The 15,558-nt window shown below is 63.2% G+C and carries 18 protein-coding genes; 7 read left to right on the plus strand and 11 right to left on the minus strand.

What is annotated here, in order from left to right:
* Positions 1-39: 39 nt before the first annotated feature.
* Together QU596_RS13275 and QU596_RS13280 are read right to left on the minus strand one after the other, a co-directional pair.
* Positions 40-1,011 carry a L,D-transpeptidase family protein gene (locus QU596_RS13275; RefSeq protein ID WP_308518003.1) on the minus strand — a complete coding sequence of 324 codons (972 nt, stop codon included), beginning with the start codon at positions 1,009-1,011 and terminating at the stop codon, positions 40-42.
* An 18-nt stretch (positions 1,012-1,029) separates the two neighbouring features.
* On the minus strand, positions 1,030-1,908 hold the full coding sequence (locus tag QU596_RS13280; RefSeq protein ID WP_308516092.1) for a universal stress protein: 879 nt from the start codon (positions 1,906-1,908) through the stop codon (positions 1,030-1,032).
* 124 nt (positions 1,909-2,032) lie between these two features.
* Here QU596_RS13280 and QU596_RS13285 point away from each other — a divergent pair, with 124 nt between their 5' ends.
* A complete protein-coding gene (locus QU596_RS13285) occupies positions 2,033-2,545 on the plus strand; it encodes a pyridoxamine 5'-phosphate oxidase family protein (protein ID WP_308516093.1) in 513 nt (170 codons plus the stop codon).
* A gap of 179 nt (positions 2,546-2,724) precedes the next feature.
* Positions 2,725-4,272 (plus strand): FMN-binding glutamate synthase family protein, encoded by a 1,548-nt coding sequence (locus QU596_RS13290; protein WP_308518004.1) that lies wholly within the window; start codon positions 2,725-2,727, stop codon positions 4,270-4,272.
* Positions 4,273-4,319: 47 nt separating this feature from the next.
* Here QU596_RS13290 and QU596_RS13295 read toward each other — a convergent pair whose 3' ends face one another.
* The 3 genes from QU596_RS13295 to QU596_RS13305 form a co-directional block, all read right to left on the minus strand.
* The gene (locus QU596_RS13295) at positions 4,320-4,637 is read right to left on the minus strand and encodes a hypothetical protein (protein ID WP_308516095.1); all 318 of its coding nucleotides are present in this window, start codon (positions 4,635-4,637) and stop codon (positions 4,320-4,322) included.
* 13 nt (positions 4,638-4,650) lie between these two features.
* Complete coding sequence (locus tag QU596_RS13300; protein ID WP_308516096.1) at positions 4,651-4,827, minus strand: hypothetical protein; 177 nt, start codon at positions 4,825-4,827, stop codon at positions 4,651-4,653.
* Positions 4,828-4,893: 66 nt separating this feature from the next.
* On the minus strand, positions 4,894-5,244 hold the full coding sequence (locus QU596_RS13305) for a hypothetical protein (protein ID WP_308516097.1): 351 nt from the start codon (positions 5,242-5,244) through the stop codon (positions 4,894-4,896).
* A 165-nt stretch (positions 5,245-5,409) separates the two neighbouring features.
* Here QU596_RS13305 and QU596_RS13310 point away from each other — a divergent pair, with 165 nt between their 5' ends.
* Both QU596_RS13310 and QU596_RS13315 read left to right on the plus strand, forming a co-directional pair.
* A complete protein-coding gene (locus tag QU596_RS13310) occupies positions 5,410-7,443 on the plus strand; it encodes a M13 family metallopeptidase (RefSeq protein WP_308516098.1) in 2,034 nt (677 codons plus the stop codon).
* Between the two features lie 108 nt (positions 7,444-7,551).
* Complete coding sequence (locus tag QU596_RS13315) at positions 7,552-8,193, plus strand: energy transducer TonB (RefSeq protein ID WP_308516099.1); 642 nt, start codon at positions 7,552-7,554, stop codon at positions 8,191-8,193.
* Positions 8,194-8,242: 49 nt separating this feature from the next.
* Here the strand turns inward: QU596_RS13315 and QU596_RS13320 are convergent, their stop codons facing one another.
* Genes QU596_RS13320 through QU596_RS13330 form a run of 3 tightly spaced genes read right to left on the minus strand, consistent with a single transcriptional unit; the run spans position 8,243 to position 10,063 of the window.
* Positions 8,243-9,016, minus strand: a complete 774-nt coding sequence (locus QU596_RS13320; RefSeq protein ID WP_308516100.1) for a hypothetical protein — start codon at positions 9,014-9,016, stop codon at positions 8,243-8,245.
* A gap of 31 nt (positions 9,017-9,047) precedes the next feature.
* Complete coding sequence (thpR, locus tag QU596_RS13325; RefSeq protein ID WP_308516101.1) at positions 9,048-9,599, minus strand: RNA 2',3'-cyclic phosphodiesterase; 552 nt, start codon at positions 9,597-9,599, stop codon at positions 9,048-9,050.
* Between the two features lie 2 nt (positions 9,600-9,601).
* Entirely contained in the window at positions 9,602-10,063 is a 462-nt protein-coding gene (locus QU596_RS13330; RefSeq protein ID WP_308516102.1) for an NUDIX domain-containing protein, read from the minus strand.
* An 86-nt stretch (positions 10,064-10,149) separates the two neighbouring features.
* Between QU596_RS13330 and ppk2 the strand changes: the two genes are divergently transcribed.
* Complete coding sequence (gene ppk2 / locus QU596_RS13335) at positions 10,150-11,004, plus strand: polyphosphate kinase 2 (RefSeq protein WP_308516103.1); 855 nt, start codon at positions 10,150-10,152, stop codon at positions 11,002-11,004.
* A 49-nt stretch (positions 11,005-11,053) separates the two neighbouring features.
* Positions 11,054-11,734, plus strand: a complete 681-nt coding sequence (locus QU596_RS13340) for a hypothetical protein (RefSeq protein WP_308516105.1) — start codon at positions 11,054-11,056, stop codon at positions 11,732-11,734.
* Here QU596_RS13340 and QU596_RS13345 read toward each other — a convergent pair.
* Both QU596_RS13345 and QU596_RS13350 read right to left on the minus strand, forming a co-directional pair.
* Positions 11,731-12,729 carry a hypothetical protein gene (locus QU596_RS13345; protein ID WP_308516107.1) on the minus strand — a complete coding sequence of 333 codons (999 nt, stop codon included), beginning with the start codon at positions 12,727-12,729 and terminating at the stop codon, positions 11,731-11,733. The two genes, QU596_RS13340 and QU596_RS13345, sit on opposite strands and share 4 nt — an antisense overlap.
* 15 nt (positions 12,730-12,744) lie before the next feature.
* Positions 12,745-13,797, minus strand: coding sequence for a metallophosphoesterase (locus tag QU596_RS13350; protein WP_308516109.1), 1,053 nt, complete (start codon positions 13,795-13,797; stop codon positions 12,745-12,747).
* Between the two features lie 169 nt (positions 13,798-13,966).
* Between QU596_RS13350 and QU596_RS13355 the strand changes: the two genes are divergently transcribed.
* On the plus strand, positions 13,967-14,704 hold the full coding sequence (locus tag QU596_RS13355; RefSeq protein ID WP_308516111.1) for a Bax inhibitor-1/YccA family protein: 738 nt from the start codon (positions 13,967-13,969) through the stop codon (positions 14,702-14,704).
* Between the two features lie 219 nt (positions 14,705-14,923).
* Here the strand turns inward: QU596_RS13355 and QU596_RS13360 are convergent, their stop codons facing one another.
* Positions 14,924-15,553: a glutathione S-transferase family protein gene (locus QU596_RS13360; protein WP_308516113.1), complete on the minus strand. Its 630-nt coding sequence runs from the start codon at positions 15,551-15,553 to the stop codon at positions 14,924-14,926.
* Positions 15,554-15,558: the final 5 nt, after the last annotated feature.

Here is a 15,558-nt window from a genome sequence, read left to right on the forward strand (position 1 = left end):
GTTATGGTTAATGATTAATCCCGTAGCAGGCGCGGCGGCTTACGGGTGTGCGCGGTCTAGTGGCTCCGCATCGATGATCGTCAGTGGCGAAGCGGTGGAACGGAGGCTGTCGGGCGTTACCACGATGGTCGTGCCAGGGGTCACGATGCCCGCCACCGCCTGTCGAAATGCAGGATCGACCTCGAATTGCCGCCATTCGGCAGCGCTAACCGGGTTGCTGGGCGCATCCTTGCCGAGTGACAGGCGCAGCCACTGCCGCGGCTGGGCGTCGGTCGATTGGAGCGAGTAGGCCCAGGTACCGGCGACAGGCCCCGCAATCTTGATCGGCGCCGAGCCAATTTCGGTACCGTTGCGCAGCACGACGACGCGCTTGTCGGCGGCGCTGATGATGATCGAAACCGGGCCGGCCGGTGCCCGGTCGGGAGTCCAGACAATCGCGCCAGCCGGCTGAGGTGCGCCCACGTCTGGCGCCGCAAGAAGGTCGGGCGACGGAGCAACGCGCGGCTGGCTTTCGCGATCGGAAATCACGACGGTCATGCCAAGCGCCGTCACCTCGTAGAGCAGCTTGGCGAATTCGGCCGGCAGCCGGATGCAGCCATGCGACGCGGGGTAACCCGGCAGTTTGCCGGCGTGCAGCGCAACGCCCTGCCACGTTAGCCGCTGCATGAAAGGCATGGGTGCGTTGTCGTACTTGGAGGAATAATGTTCGACCTGCTTTTGCAGGATGGTGAAGACCCCGGTCGGGGTCTCGCGACCCGGGCTTCCGGTCGACACGGTCGTGGCCGCAATCGGCACGCCGTTGCGAAAGAGAAGGGCGCGTTGCTTCTTCAGATTAACGAGCAGCAGCATCGGGCCTTGCGGTGCGATCTGCGGGGCCCAGACAAATTCGCCGGGGCGGAGACCGGCGACGGATTGCGCGACCGAGCCTGAGGTCACGTCGACCTGCTGCGCGGCCGCGGCAGCGCTGGACAGAGCCGCCGCGATCGACAGCATCAGGACTGGCAGACGCATACGCAAACTTAGCTCATTTCAGCGATTGACGAACAGCCCGACTTCGCAACTTTTCAGCAGTGAGCGGGTAAGGCCACCGAAGAAGAATTCGCCCGCGCGCGAATGGCTGTAGCCGCCCATGACAATGTAGGCTGCGCCGCTGATCACCGCTTCGTCCAAAAGCTCTTCAAGCACGTTTCCATCGACCGCGGGACGGACGACCAGGTCGGCGTGAATACCGTGGCGGGAGAGATATTCTGGGGCGTCGGTCGGCGGGAACCGCCGATCCACCGACTCTTCGATGCTGATGACGTTCACCTGGGACGCTAGCTTCAATAGCGGTACGGCGCTGCGAAGTGCGTTGGCCGCTTCGGTGCTGCCGTTCCACGCCACGATGGCTGGGCCGAACAGGTCGACCTGGCTCTGGCCTTCGCCGGGAATGAAGATCGGTGTGCGCATCTCATGCAGCATGTCGCCGAGCGAGCCCACCGGGGATCGGCCGCTTAGCCATTCATGCGGTTCGCGCCCCACGATCAGCAGGTCCGCAAGCGATGCGCGCTGGAGCAGGTGGGTCATCAGCGTGCCGGTGACTTCTTCATAGTCCCAGCTGACGTCCTCCACCTCCAGCTTCTTCTCGACCCTCGCGCGAAGCTTCCCCGCTTCATCTTCCAGCACCGCGATAATGTCGGCGTTGACGAAGGTTGCGAACGCGTCGGTGACCGTGAATGCTTCGATCGGCGTCACGTGCAGCAAATGCAGGTGCGCACCGAACGTCCGCGCAATCGACAAGGCGCAATCGAGGCGCTCGGTCAGCGACGCATCATTCTGAACGTGGAACAGGATCGTCTTGATCCCGGCGGCGGAAATCGCCGGTTCGACAATCGTTGAAGAGGACTGGTTCATGACCATCGTCTGCATTGCCCTTCTCCTGCTCTCGCTGGATCCGTTCCAGCTTCAGTCGGATAGTCGACAATCGTGACGCGGACGGGAATCAGGACTAATACTTAAGGCATTCGCGGCGAGCGGATGACAGGACGACGTCATGATGGAGCAGAAGGCCATCGATATTCTCGATCGTCACAGGCTGATGGGCCTGTCGACGAACCGGCCCGACGGCTGGCCGCAGGCGACGCTGGTGGGTTACGCCAACGACGGCCTGCTGATCTATTTCATCATCTCACGCGCAAGCCAGAAGTTCGCGAATATCGAACGCGACGACCGGGTGTCGATCGTCGTGGGGAGAGACTTCGAAGATCCCGCCGAGATCAAGGCGCTGTCGATGGCGGCGCGGGCGTCGGAAGTGCGGGATCCCGAGCAGCGGAAGCGGGCGATCGAGATGCTCTTGGAAAGGCATCCGGGGCTTCGGCAACTGGAGCGACCGGCGACCGGCCATTCAGCCGTGATGCGCGCCTATCCGGAAATCGTCACCGTCCTCGATTACGGCAAGGGCTTCGGCCATGCCGATGTCCTGACCGTGTCGCCCGGCGGCGTGGAGATGACGCCCGCGCGGGATGATGACTGGGGTTTTGGCCTCGTCTTGAAAGAAGCGCCTTAGCCCGAGGCAAAGTCATTGGCCGGACAGTGCACGTCCGGTTACATAAGCAGATGCCCAGTTTCTTCCGTCAGCACCGGCGCGAGCATGAACGGCACTTGTCTCCCGGTCGCTACATTCCGCTGGCGATCTGCCTGATCATTGCAATCGTCGCCGTGCCGCGTGCGACGCAGTCAACCCCAATGCTGGTTCTGGCGATCATCGCCGCGGCATTCAGCCTGCTCGGCATCTACGACCTGCTGCAGACGGAACATGCGGTGCGGCGCAACTACCCGATCATCGGCAATTTGCGCTGGTTGTTCGAAGCGATCCGGCCCGAGATCCGGCAATATTTGATCGAGGGCGACAATGAGGAAGCGCCCTTTTCACGCGCGCAGCGCTCGCTGGTGTACGCGCGGGCAAAGAACGAGGGCAGCGAACTGGCCTTCGGCACGCTGCTCGACGTCTATGGCGAAGGCTATGAGTTCATGGCGCACTCGACCCGGCCAGCGCCGCTCGCCGATCCGGCGACGTTCCGCATTGCCGTTGGAGGCGCGGCCTGCACGAAGCCTTATTCCGCATCGATCTTCAACATTTCGGCGATGAGCTTCGGCTCGCTCAGCGCCAATGCGATCCTGGCGCTAAATAAGGGCGCGAAGCTTGGCGGGTTCGCGCACGACACCGGCGAGGGGAGCATCAGCCGGTACCACCGCGAGCATGGCGGAGACCTGACCTGGGAGCTGGGCAGCGGTTACTTCGGATGCCGCACTGCCGACGGCAATTTCGACCCCGTAGCCTTCCGCGAGAAGGCGTCGGCCGAGCAGGTGAAGATGGTCGAGATCAAGCTGAGCCAGGGCGCCAAGCCGGGGCATGGCGGAATCCTGCCGGGTGCGAAAGTGACGGAGGAAATCGCAGCTGCCCGCGGCGTGCCGGTGGGCGAGGACTGCATTTCGCCGGCGCGGCATCGCGCATTCTCGACACCGCTCGAGATGATGGAGTTCATCACCCAGCTACGCACGCTGTCCGGCGGCAAGCCTGTGGGGTTCAAGCTGTGCCTGGGGCACCCGTGGGAGTTCATGGGAATCGTCAAGGCCATGCGCGAGACGAGCGTCCGGCCGGACTTCATCGTGGTCGACGGTGCCGAGGGCGGAACGGGCGCCTCGCCGCTCGAATTTTCCAATCACATCGGGGTGCCGCTGCGCGAAGGGCTGCTGTTCGTTCACAATACGCTGGTGGGCGCGGGCCTTCGCGACGAAATCCGCATCGGCGCCGCGGGCAAGGTCGTCAGCGCATTCGACATCGCGGCGCTGTTGGCGCTGGGCGCCGACTGGACCAACGCGGGTCGCGGCTTCATGTTTGCCCTCGGCTGCATCCAGTCGCTGACCTGCAACACGAATACGTGTCCGACGGGTGTCGCAACGCAGGACCCGACGAGACAGCGCGCATTGATGGTCGAGGACAAGGCGGAGCGGGTCGCGAGCTTCCACCGCAACACGCTTCGCGCGCTGGCCGAGATGATCGCCGCGGCCGGGCTGGAGCATCCCTCGCAGATCCGCCCGCACCATCTGGTCCGGCGGGTCGGGGATTCGGAAGTGCGGCTGTTTTCGCAACTCCACACGTTCCTCGAGCCGGGCGAGCTTCTCGACGGCAAGAGCGGCCGCGATTTCTACAGCCACGCCTGGGAGTTGGCGCGGCCGGACAGCTTCGCGCTGCCCACCGCGCAATCCTATCGGAAATTCGCGGCGTCCTGACGCGAAGCTCGGGAGCGCCCACCGAGGCCGGCGCTCCCTCCTTCGCATCAGCGTCCGGCGGTTGCGTGCCAGAGCGCGACGCCAGCCAGCAGCAGCGTCAGCGCGGCAAGCGCCATCGCCGCATACTCGCGCGGTGTCGTCGCGAACTTGTGCGGATAATCGCGGCGGAAGGCGTCGGCTTGCGCCCACGCCTCACGGTTCGCCGACAACAGTCCGATGTCGAGCACCGGCCCCTTACGCAGGAACCGCGCAATGCTGTCGGCTTCATCCGGTCTCACGCGCGGATATTTCAGCAGCAATTGCTCGATAGCGGTCAGCCGCTCGGCATCGGTGGCCAGCCGGTCGCGGGATCTGGTCTGAGACATGATGCCGCTCCCGCTACGCCGCCGCGAGCGACGCGGCCACTGGCCGGGTCAGGCGGTTCATGATGGACAGCTTCAAGCCCCGCAGACGAAGCAGGCGAAGGGCGCTCGGGGTCTTCCGCGCGAGTTCGAGCGAGATGGCGCGCTGCACGCGCTCGTGCAGCATCGTCAGCCGGTAAAGGCGATAGGTCATGGATATGTCTCCAGCATCGGCCCGCGGCGTTCGCGAGGCCGTCAGATTGAACAGTGAGGTTGCTGTTCAGGCCGCTGGAGGTGCGCGGGGCTGGTACGGCTCGTGCGCGTCATCGGCACGAACCAATGCCGCCTTTTGAGCGGCGTTTACGATGCTTGGCGGATGATCGGGCGCGGCGAGGCGGAACTCGCCGGGAATGACCGCTGCGAACGGCGTCGGCTGCGGCGCGCGAAACGCCTGCAGCGTATGCGCCCGCTTGATGAAGATCGCTTGGGAGGAGGGCGTTTGTTCGATCGCGGGTGCGCTGCCCGACGGTTGGGACAGCGCAGCGGCGGGCGCGCCGGCCAGAAGCGACAGGAAGAGCGCGACAAGCATGGCCGGGCCATGTCCGCTCGCTATCAACTTCCTGATCAGCACGAAGTCCCTCCTGAGCTTCCTACTTAAGAACGGTTGTTCCGATTATAAGTGTCTACCTTCCACTTCGCTTCGTCGACGTGGCGAGGGTGCTCGTCGATGCGGACTCGCTGGCGTTCCGCCGCGCGCCGAACTAGCGTCGGTATTTCAGCAACTTGGGGGCAAGTCATGAAGAGTCGATCGTATCGCGTTGCAGCAATTCTGTTGGCGGGCAGTGCGCTGTGGGGAGCGCCGGTCGGGGCGCAGCAGGCGGAGCTGGTTGCGAAAGCGCAGACCCCTGTCCGTTACGGCGCCTGGGGCGTGGACATTTCGACCCGCGACCTGTCGGTAAAACCCGGCGACGATTTCCAGAAATATGCGTCCGGCAAGTGGCTGGCGACCAATCCGATCCCAGCGGACAAATCATCCAACGGCATCGGATCGGACGTCAACGACCGCAATCAGGAGCGGCTGCGGTCGATCGTAATGGGTGCCCCTGCCGACAGTCAGCTTGGCGCTTTCTACAAAAGCTACATGGACGAAGCGCGGCTGGAGCAGCTCGACGCCGCGCCGCTGATGGCGGATCTCGCTGCGGTCGACGCGATCAAGACCAAGGCGCAGTTCACCAGCTTCATGGCGAAGTCGAACGGCGACTTCGGCCAGACACTCTTTGGTGTGGGAGTGCTTCCGGACTTTGCCAATCCGACGATGAACATCGGCGGCGTGTTCACGTCCGGGCTCGGCATGCCCGATCGCGATTATTACCTGGACGACAAGTACAAGGCGCAGCGCGATGCCTATCGCGCCTATGTGCAGCGCACATTCGCGCTGATCGGAAACCCGAACCCTGCCGCTGCGACCGACAGCGTAATGGCGTTCGAGACCGAGATCGCCAAGCTGTCGTGGCCGCGAGCCGACCAGCGGGACATCAACAAGCTGAACAATCCGATGACGCTGGCGCAGCTCAAGACCTATGCGCCGGGCGTCGATTGGTCGGCTTACTTGCGCGAGTCCAGGGTCATGTCGCCGCACATGATCGTCGGCGACAATACGGCGGTGAAGGCGCTTGCGGCGCTGTATGCCAAGATGCCGCTTGAGACACTAAAGACCTGGCAGAAATTCAAGGTTGCCGATCAGGCGTCCAATTACCTTTCGAAGCGCTTCGTCGACAGCAAGTTCGAGTACACCAAGACGCTCAGCGGTGCGAAGGAGCAGCGGCCGCGCTGGCGCCGCGGCATCGCCGAGGTCGACGGACGGCTCGGCGAACTGCTCGGCAAAACCTACGTCGACCGCTATTTCCCGGCGCAGTCCAAGACGATGATGGAAGAGCTGGTCGTCAACCTGAAGAAGGCGGCGGCCAAGCGCATCCAGGGTAATAGCTGGATGGGCGACGCAACCAAGAATGCCGCCCTCACCAAGCTCGCCAAGATGGACGTGATGGTCGGCTATCCCGACAAGTTCCGCGACTATTCGAAGCTGACGATGAAGGCCGACGATCTGTACGACAACATCAAGCGCAGCGCGGCCTTCGAGTGGCAGTACCAGCTCGACGATCTCAACAAGCCGGTCGACCGCAAGAAGTGGGCGATGAGCCCCGCGACGGTGGATGCCTATAACGGCGGGCTGGAGAACAAGATCGTGTTTCCCGCCGGCATCCTGCAGGCGCCATTCTTCGATCCGACGGCGGATCCGGCGGTGAACTATGGCGCGGCGGGCGCGATCATCGGCCACGAGATCATGCACGGCTTTGACGACCAGGGCCGCAAAATCGACGAGAATGGAGCGGTGCGCGACTGGTGGACCAAGGACGACGCGGCGCGGTTCAACGCGCTGACCGATGCGCTGGGCAAGCAGTATTCATCGTACGAGGCGGCGCCGGGCGTGTTCATCAACGGCGCGCTGACGATGGGCGAAAACATCGGCGACATGTCGGGGCTGGAGGTCGCCTACGAAGCCTACAAGATGTCGCTGAATGGGAAGCCGGCGCCGGTGCTGGACGGACTAACCGGGGACCAGCGTTTCTTCCTGTCGTTCGCTCAGGCATGGCGCGGCGCGCAACGAGACGACGCGATCAAGACGCAGGTCGCGTCCGACCCGCACAGCCCGCGGCGGTTCCGGATCATCGGGCCGCTGCGCAACCTCGACGCCTGGTACGATGCTTTCAACATTACCCCGGACTCGAAGTTCTACATTCCGCCGGAAAAACGCGTCCGCATCTGGTGAGCTGCCAGAAACGGAAGGGGAGTAATCCGGAAAAACGGCTCCCCTTTTTTGCGACCGAGTTGGACGGTCGTCGCTCGACAAAGCCGTTCGCCGTTGTAGCCTTTTAAGATGTTGTGGATTCTCCTCGCCGCTCAACTTAGCGGTCTATCCAGCAGTCATCCGACCGACATCCGCGGGCTGTTCTCGTACAACGACTTTCCCGCTTATCTATCGCATACCGGCGAGATGTCCCGCACGGTCTACACGCGAACGACTATTCGCGATGACGGGACGCTTCAGGATTGCGCCGTTGAGATATCGAGCGGGGATCCGAAGCTCGACGCGTATACCTGCGCCCTGATCGTCAAACGTGGCAAGTTCGTTGCCGGAAGAGCAGGGGATGGGACTGCGCTCTACACTGTGCTTCGTTTCCCGGTGAACTGGACAATCACGAGTAGCATTTCGTCACGCGAAGAGATGTTGCGACCGATTATCCCAGACCTCGAGCTTTCCGTTGATCGTCTGCCGAAAGGAGCCAAGAAACTCGTAGATCTCACGCTGGAGAACGAGGTCGACGACAAGGGGCGCATCGTGGCGTGCGGGGAGCTTCCGCCCTTTAGAGCCGACCAGCGTCAGCGATTCCCCGAGCTTGTGCCTTTAGCCTGTCAGAATGCGGTCAAGACCCTGTCACTTCGCCCGCCGCGCGACCGCAACGGGGCACCGACACGTTCAATCCAGACGACCACCGTTCGTTTTGCAATTAAACGATGAGCGTGCCGCGGTAACGCGCGACAGCGTCTCTGAACGGCTTCCCTTTTGACTACATCGGTGGCGGGGGCGGGAAGCTGAGGCCGTGGATCGCGGCGCCCGGCGTGCCTGCGGTGACGGCATTGTAATAGGCCGAGCCGAGCGGGCTGTAGGTGATGGCTTCGATCAGCAGCACCGAGGCGAACATCGTCGCGACGCCCCATTTCCAGGCGGGGTGGACGCGGCCGCTGCGGCGAAGGTCGGCAACCATGCCGGCGACCGGAAATAGCAGAGCAACGGCAAAGATCGCTTCGAAGACCCAAGGCATCAGCAGCGGCCCGGGAAGCAGACGACCGAGGCCGGGACCGAGGAGCATGCTCATGCCGCAGAAGTGGAGGCGGCGGTGCCATTTGGTACGCTTGCGATTGACGATAGCCGCCGTGGTGAGGCCAGCGAAAGTTAGCACGGTCAGCGGGTTAAAGACCATGAATTGCTGCGGGCGGAAGAAGAAGGGCGCATGGCCCTCGCGGACCATCCGTGCGGTGAGGTAGCAGCCCAGCACGATCATCGGGATCATCCAGAAAGCGGCGATCCAGCCGAGCGTGCGATGCAGGTGCATCCGGCCGGTCGCGACGAAGATGTTCTGCAGCAAATAGATCGCGACCCAGCCCATGAACACGAAGGCGTGCAGATGGACCGGCAGCGGCGAATGGAAGCTGGAGCGCCCGGTCGCGAGCTGAAGTGAGAAGCCGGCGATGATGACCAGGGTCATCACGAACGCGCCGCGCAAGAAAAAGCGTTCGTCGCCCACGTCGGGCGTGAGACTCGTTCCAGCCAATGTTGCCATGTCAAAAACCCCCGCAATTGACGGGGCGTTTCTAGCCGCTCGCGGCTCCTCGCAAAAGTGAATAGCGCGCCGCGACTTCATAATGTGCGCCGTGGCGCGACAGCCGGCTTTCGAACAGCAGGAATTCGGTCACGAGGAAGGGTGGCGATCGCAACATTTTAGATTGCGCGACGAAGTTCATGGCCTCCCGGCTTCGACGACCGCTCCAGCGTGCAAGAGTGATATGCGGATGGTATGCGCGACGTTCGGGCGGAAGGCCGATGATCGTGGTCGTGCGCTCGATCTTGGCGGCCAGCGCGGCAAGCGGTTCCCTCGGTTCGACGCCGGCCCAAAGCACGCCGGAGCTGCGGTGATCGAAGCGGCCGACGCCGACCATCCGTAACTCGAAAGCGGAAGATCGCAACTTCGAGAGTTCAGCCGCGAGATCCTCGGCCACGGGACGCTCGACCTCGCCAACGAAACGCAGCGTGATGTGCAGCTGGTCGTCCGATTGCCAGCGAAAGTCGGCATTGTCGTCCATCGCGTCGAGCAGCAGGTCGCGGATTGCCTCGGGCGGGCGGATAGCGACGAACAAGCGGTGCATCGTCAGAGATGCTCGCGAAGCGCCGCGATCCATTCGCGGGCGACGGGCGCGAGGTCGGAGGGCAGCTTGTCGACCGAGAACTCGGCAACCTGCTCGACCTCCCACGACCAGCGGGGAGAGTAGTGGACGTCCTCGACAACCATCAGCGATACCAGATCGCGGCGGCGGTCGGGCCGCTGTTCGAGTTCCGCCGCTTGTTGCACTTTGCCGTAGGCCGTCATGCCGATTTCCTCACGCAGTTCACGGAGGCCCGCTTCCACCGCGTCTTCGTTTCTGTCGCGGCCGCCGCCCGGGAGTCGCCAACCGGGCGCGTAGCGGAGCTTGACGAGGATCAGCTTCCGGTCCGGCGTCAGGGCCAGCGCATGCGCCCCAAATGTGCGCGGCCGGCTGACGAACCAGCCAGCCCGAAGCAGCTGGTAGGCGCCGGTGACGATCGTGCGCAGGATGCGGTCGGCGAGATTCATGACAAAGGGTTATCCCGCCATTCAATGCTGTTCCAATCGAGGTGCATGCGTGTAACAACGCACGGCTCGGCAAAGGGGCATGCTGAATGAGCGACGCGGACGATCTCAGCGAGCATCAATATAATGAACTGCTGAAGCCGCTCGCGGCCGAGTTGAGCGGGATGGCGCGCTGGGTGTGGGAGACCGGCCAGCGGATGGTGGTCGTCTTCGAGGGACGTGACACGGCTGGCAAGGGCGGGTCGATCGACATGTTCGCGCGCCTGCTGAACCCGCGCCAGTGCCGCGTGGTCGCGCTGCCCAGCCCCAGCGAGCGCGAGAAAACCCAATGGTATTTCCAGCGCTACATCCAACATTTGCCGGCGCGCGGCGAGATCGTGCTGTTCGACCGCAGCTGGTACAATCGCGCGGGCGTCGAAAAGGTGATGGGCTTCTGCACGCCCGACCAGACCCAGGACTTTTTGAACGCGGCACCTGAGTTCGAACGCCATCTCGTGGACGACGGCATCCTGCTGTTCAAATATTGGCTGTGCTGCGACCAGAAGGTGCAGGAGGAACGCTTCGAAAACCGGCTCAACAGCCCCGTAAAACGGTGGAAGCTGTCGCCGATCGATATCCAATCGCGCGAGCATTATGACGACTACACCGAGGCGCGGGAGCTGATGCTGGCGGCGACGCATACCGATTTCGCGCCCTGGACTCTGGTCGATTTCAATTCGCAGCCATTGGGCCGCCTGACGCTGCTGCGCGACCTGCTCGACCGCGTTCCGGATACCGAGTTGCCGTTAGCGGAAATCCCGTGGCCGCCGCTCAGTCACAAGCCAAGCAAGGAACGGTTCGGCGTGCTGCAACCGATCCCGGCCTACCCTGTAGATGCGGCTGAGGCGGCCGACGATCACGACGGCGAGAACCACGAAAAGAAGAAGCATCGTCACGACGATTAACGCTGGAATTTGAAGCGCGCCGGGGGCGGCGCCCGAATGGGGGTGGAACATGCGTGCAGGAAAGCTGCTGATTCAGATCACCGTTTATTATTTGGCCATCGCGCTGGTCGTATTCGTCGCACTCAAAATCTGGCCGGACCTGCGGGGCTATCTGCCGGTCGGCGGCGTCGAACAGCTGATCACGCAGCCGGCGAAGAACCCACTGCAAGCCACCGAAGCGATGCGCGCGGCGCATGTCGAAAACTTCGGACAAAGCGTGTTCTGGCTGGTCGTCGCGATCATTGCCGCGATCCTCGTCTCGCTGCCGATCAGCTGGGTCTACATGGCCGTCCGCGGCGGCGAGGAATATGACCAGAGCCTGGTCAACACGATCATCGTGTTGCCGATGGTCGTGACCGGCATCGTCATCATCGTCCAGAACTCACTGTCGCTGGCGTTTGCGCTGGCAGGCATTGCGGGCGCCGTCCGCTTCCGCAATTCGCTCAAAAGCTCGGGCGATGCGCTGTTCATCCTAATGGCCGTAGGCACCGGGCTGTCCGCGGGCATCGGAGCGATCGAGTTGGCGGCGGTGATCAGCATCGCGTTCAACTATTGCTTCGTGATCCTGTGGATCACCGAATATGGCGAACGCGCGGGCATGAAGCGGTTCCTGACCGACTATGACGGAAACGACTCCGCCGCCGTCGTCGTGGTCGAAGAGAAGACGACGGTGATCGAGACCAAGGCCTAATTGACGCAGGTCTTGAAGATTTTTCCGCTGTCGACGTCGGCGAAGAACGCCTGAATATAGGAAGCGGCGCGCGCCTGGTTCTTGGCGTCGAGACCGGGGATGGTCGCGAACAGGCCGGTGAATTCGGCGCGGCGCGGGGAAAGCTGAGCGGCGAAGGCACGGGCTTGCGCCTGGTGGGCGCAATAGCCGCGATAGGCGCGCTGGCGGACGTTGTTGATCGGAAAACCTTCGGGCGGGACGGCGTACGAGGCGTCGACGAGGCCCGAGTAATCGAAGTCGTAGGGCACGGGCTGATAAAGGCCGGCCCCGGCGAGCAGGCGTCCGTTATGGCAGCAATTTTCGCCCTTTGGCGCGGCGCGCATCGACCAGTCGTAGTTGCTGATCATATACTCGAAGACGCCGAAGCGGGCACTTGCCGCGGGATCGATTTGGGCCAGCGGGACGAGCTCCGGCGCCTTGGCGTCGCGCAACCCGTTGCGCTTTGCGACGTCGTCGAAATCCTCGATGAAGAAGCCGACGCGGCTGACGTACGGCTTACCGCTGTCGTCGACATAGTCGATGTTCGCGAGCCGCGCGCGGAAGCTCAGCGGCGTCATAAGATTGTAGAGGCGGTAGGCCGAATATTCGAGCAGCACCTTTTGCTGGAAGCCGGCGTCGCGCTTGCAATGGGTGACCAGCTTGAGGCGCTTCTGGTGGTCAAATAGCGATCCGTCCGGCGCCTTTTGCGTCAGCTGCACGCGCAGCGGTGGGAAGTCGCAAATATCGTTCGTGCGGCGGGTAATGCCACGTGGCGACAGCGTGATGGGATAGGTGACGCCGTCGACGGTCATGCTGGCGGGGCGTGGCGTTTCCGCCCGGTTCGAGACGAGTTGCGCGATTGGGCCCTTGAGCACGACGCGGATCGGGGCGTCGCTGGAGAACAGTGGCGTCGCCGGGTTCGCGGCATCAACCGCACTGGCAGCTACCAGCGCCGCCGTTCCCAACCATGCTTTCATTGCCCCCTCCTGCGATCAAGGTGTCCGTGACGTCGTATGCGGGATCATCCGGTCGCCGACGATTTCGAGCCAGCTCGGCAAGCCGCCATAATAGCGCGAGTTCCCGGTATCGATCCGCGCGAGCCTGTTGTCCGGGCTAATGACGATCCCTTTAAGGTTGGGCGTATGGCCGATCACCATGCGCTTCGCGCCATAGGCCGAAAGGGCCTCGGTCAGTTCCTGTTCCGGCGTCACCGGTGGCGCAGGCGGCACGACCTTGGCGCGTGCCGCGGCGGCTTCGCTGTCGGCCATGATGAGGCCGCGATACCAGAGCGGACCGCGAGGATCGGTAAGGATCGAGTTGGGCGTGTCATCGGCCGCCGCCATGGCTGCGGCGACACGCTGATTTACCGTGGTCAGCGGTTCGCGCGCAGTTTCGGCGCTGATGCCGCCGTGCACGAAAATTGTGTCGCCAAGCTTGAGGATCGCCGGGTTCTGCGTCGCCCATTTGCCGAGGTCGCCGGTCGGACCCCAGGCGAGCCGATGCTCGACCCAGCCGGGCGGGTGTTCAGCCATCCATTTCGCGCGCACCTGTTCGGGCGTAATCTTAGGGTCCTGCGCGCGATAGGCGGCCTCGAGCGCCGAGCGGTTGGCTTCGTAGACCTTGTCGCGCCGTGCCGGTGACTGGCTATCCGCGAAGGCGGCATATTCGCCGGGCGTCACGTAGCGGTCGTCGCCAATGAGGTTCATCGCCTCATGGTTGCCGAGTACGACGTAGACCTTGCCGCCCTTGCGGGGCGCCTCCCGCTGGAGCTGCTGCAGGTTGCGGACGATCTTTAGCGAGTCCGCGCCGCGATCGACGATGTCCCCAAGTTGGACAAGAGTGGCCTTGCCGCCCGCCCAATGACCCCTGGCATCGATGATGCCTGCCGCGCGGGCAATGTCCTGCCAGGCCTTGAAGTCGCCGTGCAGGTCGCCGACGGCAACGATCCGGATCGGCGTCTGCGCGCTCGCGAGGCCCGCTGCGAACAGCAGGAACAAGAAGCCGGCGAACCGCCGCGTCAGGGCTGCGATGAGACCCCCAGGCATGGCCGCACTGTCGCACCGGCGAGCGTCTCCGGCAATGCTGTTAACTAACCGCTATCTGAACAGCCGTTCAGCAAGAGGGGTTTATGTCGTGTTTTGCTTGAAGTCGGGGGTCGCTTCCACGATATTTGCGTTTAGCGAACGGGCCTTTTGCCCGCGCAGAGGAGAAACGATGGCCAACTGGCAAGACCCGCAGATGACCGGCGCTAGCGCCGCGCAGGTAAGTGTACCGCGCGCCGCCCGCGATGTGGGCCTCCGGTCGTATATGCTTTCGGTTTACAACTACATGGCTTCGGGCGTGCTGCTGACCGGCATCGTCGCCCTGCTGTTCGCGCCCTACGCCGGCCAGGTTCTGGTCGGCGCCAATGGCGGAATGAGCGCTCTGGGCTGGATCGTGACGCTGTCGCCGCTGGCGATCGTGTTCGCGATGAGCTTTGGCGCCAACCGCATGTCGACGGGGACACTGCAGCTCCTGTTCTGGGCGTTCGCGGGCCTGATGGGCCTGTCCATGTCGACCCTGTTCCTGGCGTACACCGGCGCCTCAATCGCGCAGACGTTCTTCGCGACCTCGGCCGCCTATCTTGGTCTCAGCCTCTACGGCTACACGACCAAGCGTGACCTCAGCGGTCTCGGCACGTTCCTGATCATGGGCGTCGTCGGCATCCTGGTCGCGATGCTGGTCAACATGTTCCTGCAGTCGAGTGCGATGGCCCTGGCCATCAGCGCCATCGGCGTGCTGCTGTTCGCGGGCCTCACCGCCTACGACACTCAGCGGATCAAGAGCATGTACTTCTACGTGCAGGGCACGGAGATGGCCGGCAAGACGGTGGTCCTGGGCGCGCTGACGCTCTACCTGGACTTCATCAACATGTTCCAGTTCCTGCTGAGCTTCATGGGCGACCGCCGCTAAGCCTGGCAGCAATACCAAAAGAGAAGGGCCGCTGGAGCGATCCAGCGGCCCTTCTTGTATCTCTGGTCGGGCAAATCCCGGTCCTGCCCGGTGGGTTAGCGGAAGAGGCAGGACCGGTCTTGTGCAAACACCCGGGGGGTAAGTTGGGTGCGAAGTCCGGTTTAACGGCCGCTTGTTAATTGCATTCCAAAAGAATTGGTTAGCGAAACGGCAAGGAATTCAGGCGGTGTGCGCCTGGCTTTCCGCGAGTGCTTTCGCGTCAATTTCGGTGGCGCGGCGATAGGCGTCGCGATCGGTCATTCGGCGCGCGTAGTCGACGAAGACCGGCTTGGGCTCGAGCAGATTGAACGCCAGCATGAAATTGACGTTGGCACCGACGAACAGGTCGGCGGCGGTGAATTGATCCGCGGCAATGTATTCGCGGTCGGTCAGCGCCTTCTCGAGATTGCCGATGGCAAGATCGTAATTGCCATAGCCGAACATCCGCTGCCGCTCGGGCGTCGGCTCCCAGCCCACGGCCTTGTTGCTGAACGCGGCCTCGATCGGGCCGGACGTGAAGAAGATCCAGCGGTAGTAATCGGCGCGGTCATCGGTCGGCGGCGCGAGGTTCGCTTCGGGGAAAGCGTCGGCGAGATAGCAGCAGATCGCCGCGACCTCGGTGACGACTTTGCCCTTGTGCTCGATCGCCGGGACTTTCCCCATCGGATTGATCGACAGATAAGGCTCGGCCTTCATCGTCGTCGCATAGTCGAGCAGCACCGTGTCGTAAGGCGCGCCGACTTCCTCCAGCATCCAGCGAATGGTCTGCCCGCGCGATTGCGGGTTGGTGTAGAATTTGAGGTCGGCCATCTGCT

Source organism: Sphingomonas flavescens (genome assembly GCF_030866745.1).
GTDB classification, from domain to species: Bacteria; Pseudomonadota; Alphaproteobacteria; order Sphingomonadales; family Sphingomonadaceae; genus Sphingomicrobium; species Sphingomicrobium flavescens.

Bases quoted from the DNA above. Each gene is read 5' to 3' on its own strand.
- QU596_RS13275 (WP_308518003.1), bottom strand. From the start codon at position 1,011: ATGCGTCTGCCAGTCCTGATGCTGTCGATCGCGGCGGCTCTGTCCAGC.
- QU596_RS13280 (WP_308516092.1), bottom strand. From the start codon at position 1,908: ATGCAGACGATGGTCATGAACCAGTCCTCTTCAACGATTGTCGAACCG.
- QU596_RS13285 (WP_308516093.1), top strand. From the start codon at position 2,033: ATGATGGAGCAGAAGGCCATCGATATTCTCGATCGTCACAGGCTGATG.
- QU596_RS13290 (WP_308518004.1), top strand. From the start codon at position 2,725: ATGCTGGTTCTGGCGATCATCGCCGCGGCATTCAGCCTGCTCGGCATC.
- QU596_RS13295 (WP_308516095.1), bottom strand. From the start codon at position 4,637: ATGTCTCAGACCAGATCCCGCGACCGGCTGGCCACCGATGCCGAGCGG.
- QU596_RS13300 (WP_308516096.1), bottom strand. From the start codon at position 4,827: ATGACCTATCGCCTTTACCGGCTGACGATGCTGCACGAGCGCGTGCAG.
- QU596_RS13310 (WP_308516098.1), top strand. From the start codon at position 5,410: ATGAAGAGTCGATCGTATCGCGTTGCAGCAATTCTGTTGGCGGGCAGT.
- QU596_RS13315 (WP_308516099.1), top strand. From the start codon at position 7,552: ATGTTGTGGATTCTCCTCGCCGCTCAACTTAGCGGTCTATCCAGCAGT.
- QU596_RS13320 (WP_308516100.1), bottom strand. From the start codon at position 9,016: ATGGCAACATTGGCTGGAACGAGTCTCACGCCCGACGTGGGCGACGAA.
- thpR (WP_308516101.1), bottom strand. From the start codon at position 9,599: ATGCACCGCTTGTTCGTCGCTATCCGCCCGCCCGAGGCAATCCGCGAC.
- QU596_RS13330 (WP_308516102.1), bottom strand. From the start codon at position 10,063: ATGAATCTCGCCGACCGCATCCTGCGCACGATCGTCACCGGCGCCTAC.
- ppk2 (WP_308516103.1), top strand. From the start codon at position 10,150: ATGAGCGACGCGGACGATCTCAGCGAGCATCAATATAATGAACTGCTG.
- QU596_RS13340 (WP_308516105.1), top strand. From the start codon at position 11,054: ATGCGTGCAGGAAAGCTGCTGATTCAGATCACCGTTTATTATTTGGCC.
- QU596_RS13345 (WP_308516107.1), bottom strand. From the start codon at position 12,729: ATGAAAGCATGGTTGGGAACGGCGGCGCTGGTAGCTGCCAGTGCGGTT.
- QU596_RS13350 (WP_308516109.1), bottom strand. From the start codon at position 13,797: ATGCCTGGGGGTCTCATCGCAGCCCTGACGCGGCGGTTCGCCGGCTTC.
- QU596_RS13355 (WP_308516111.1), top strand. From the start codon at position 13,967: ATGGCCAACTGGCAAGACCCGCAGATGACCGGCGCTAGCGCCGCGCAG.
- QU596_RS13360 (WP_308516113.1), bottom strand. From the start codon at position 15,553: ATGGCCGACCTCAAATTCTACACCAACCCGCAATCGCGCGGGCAGACC.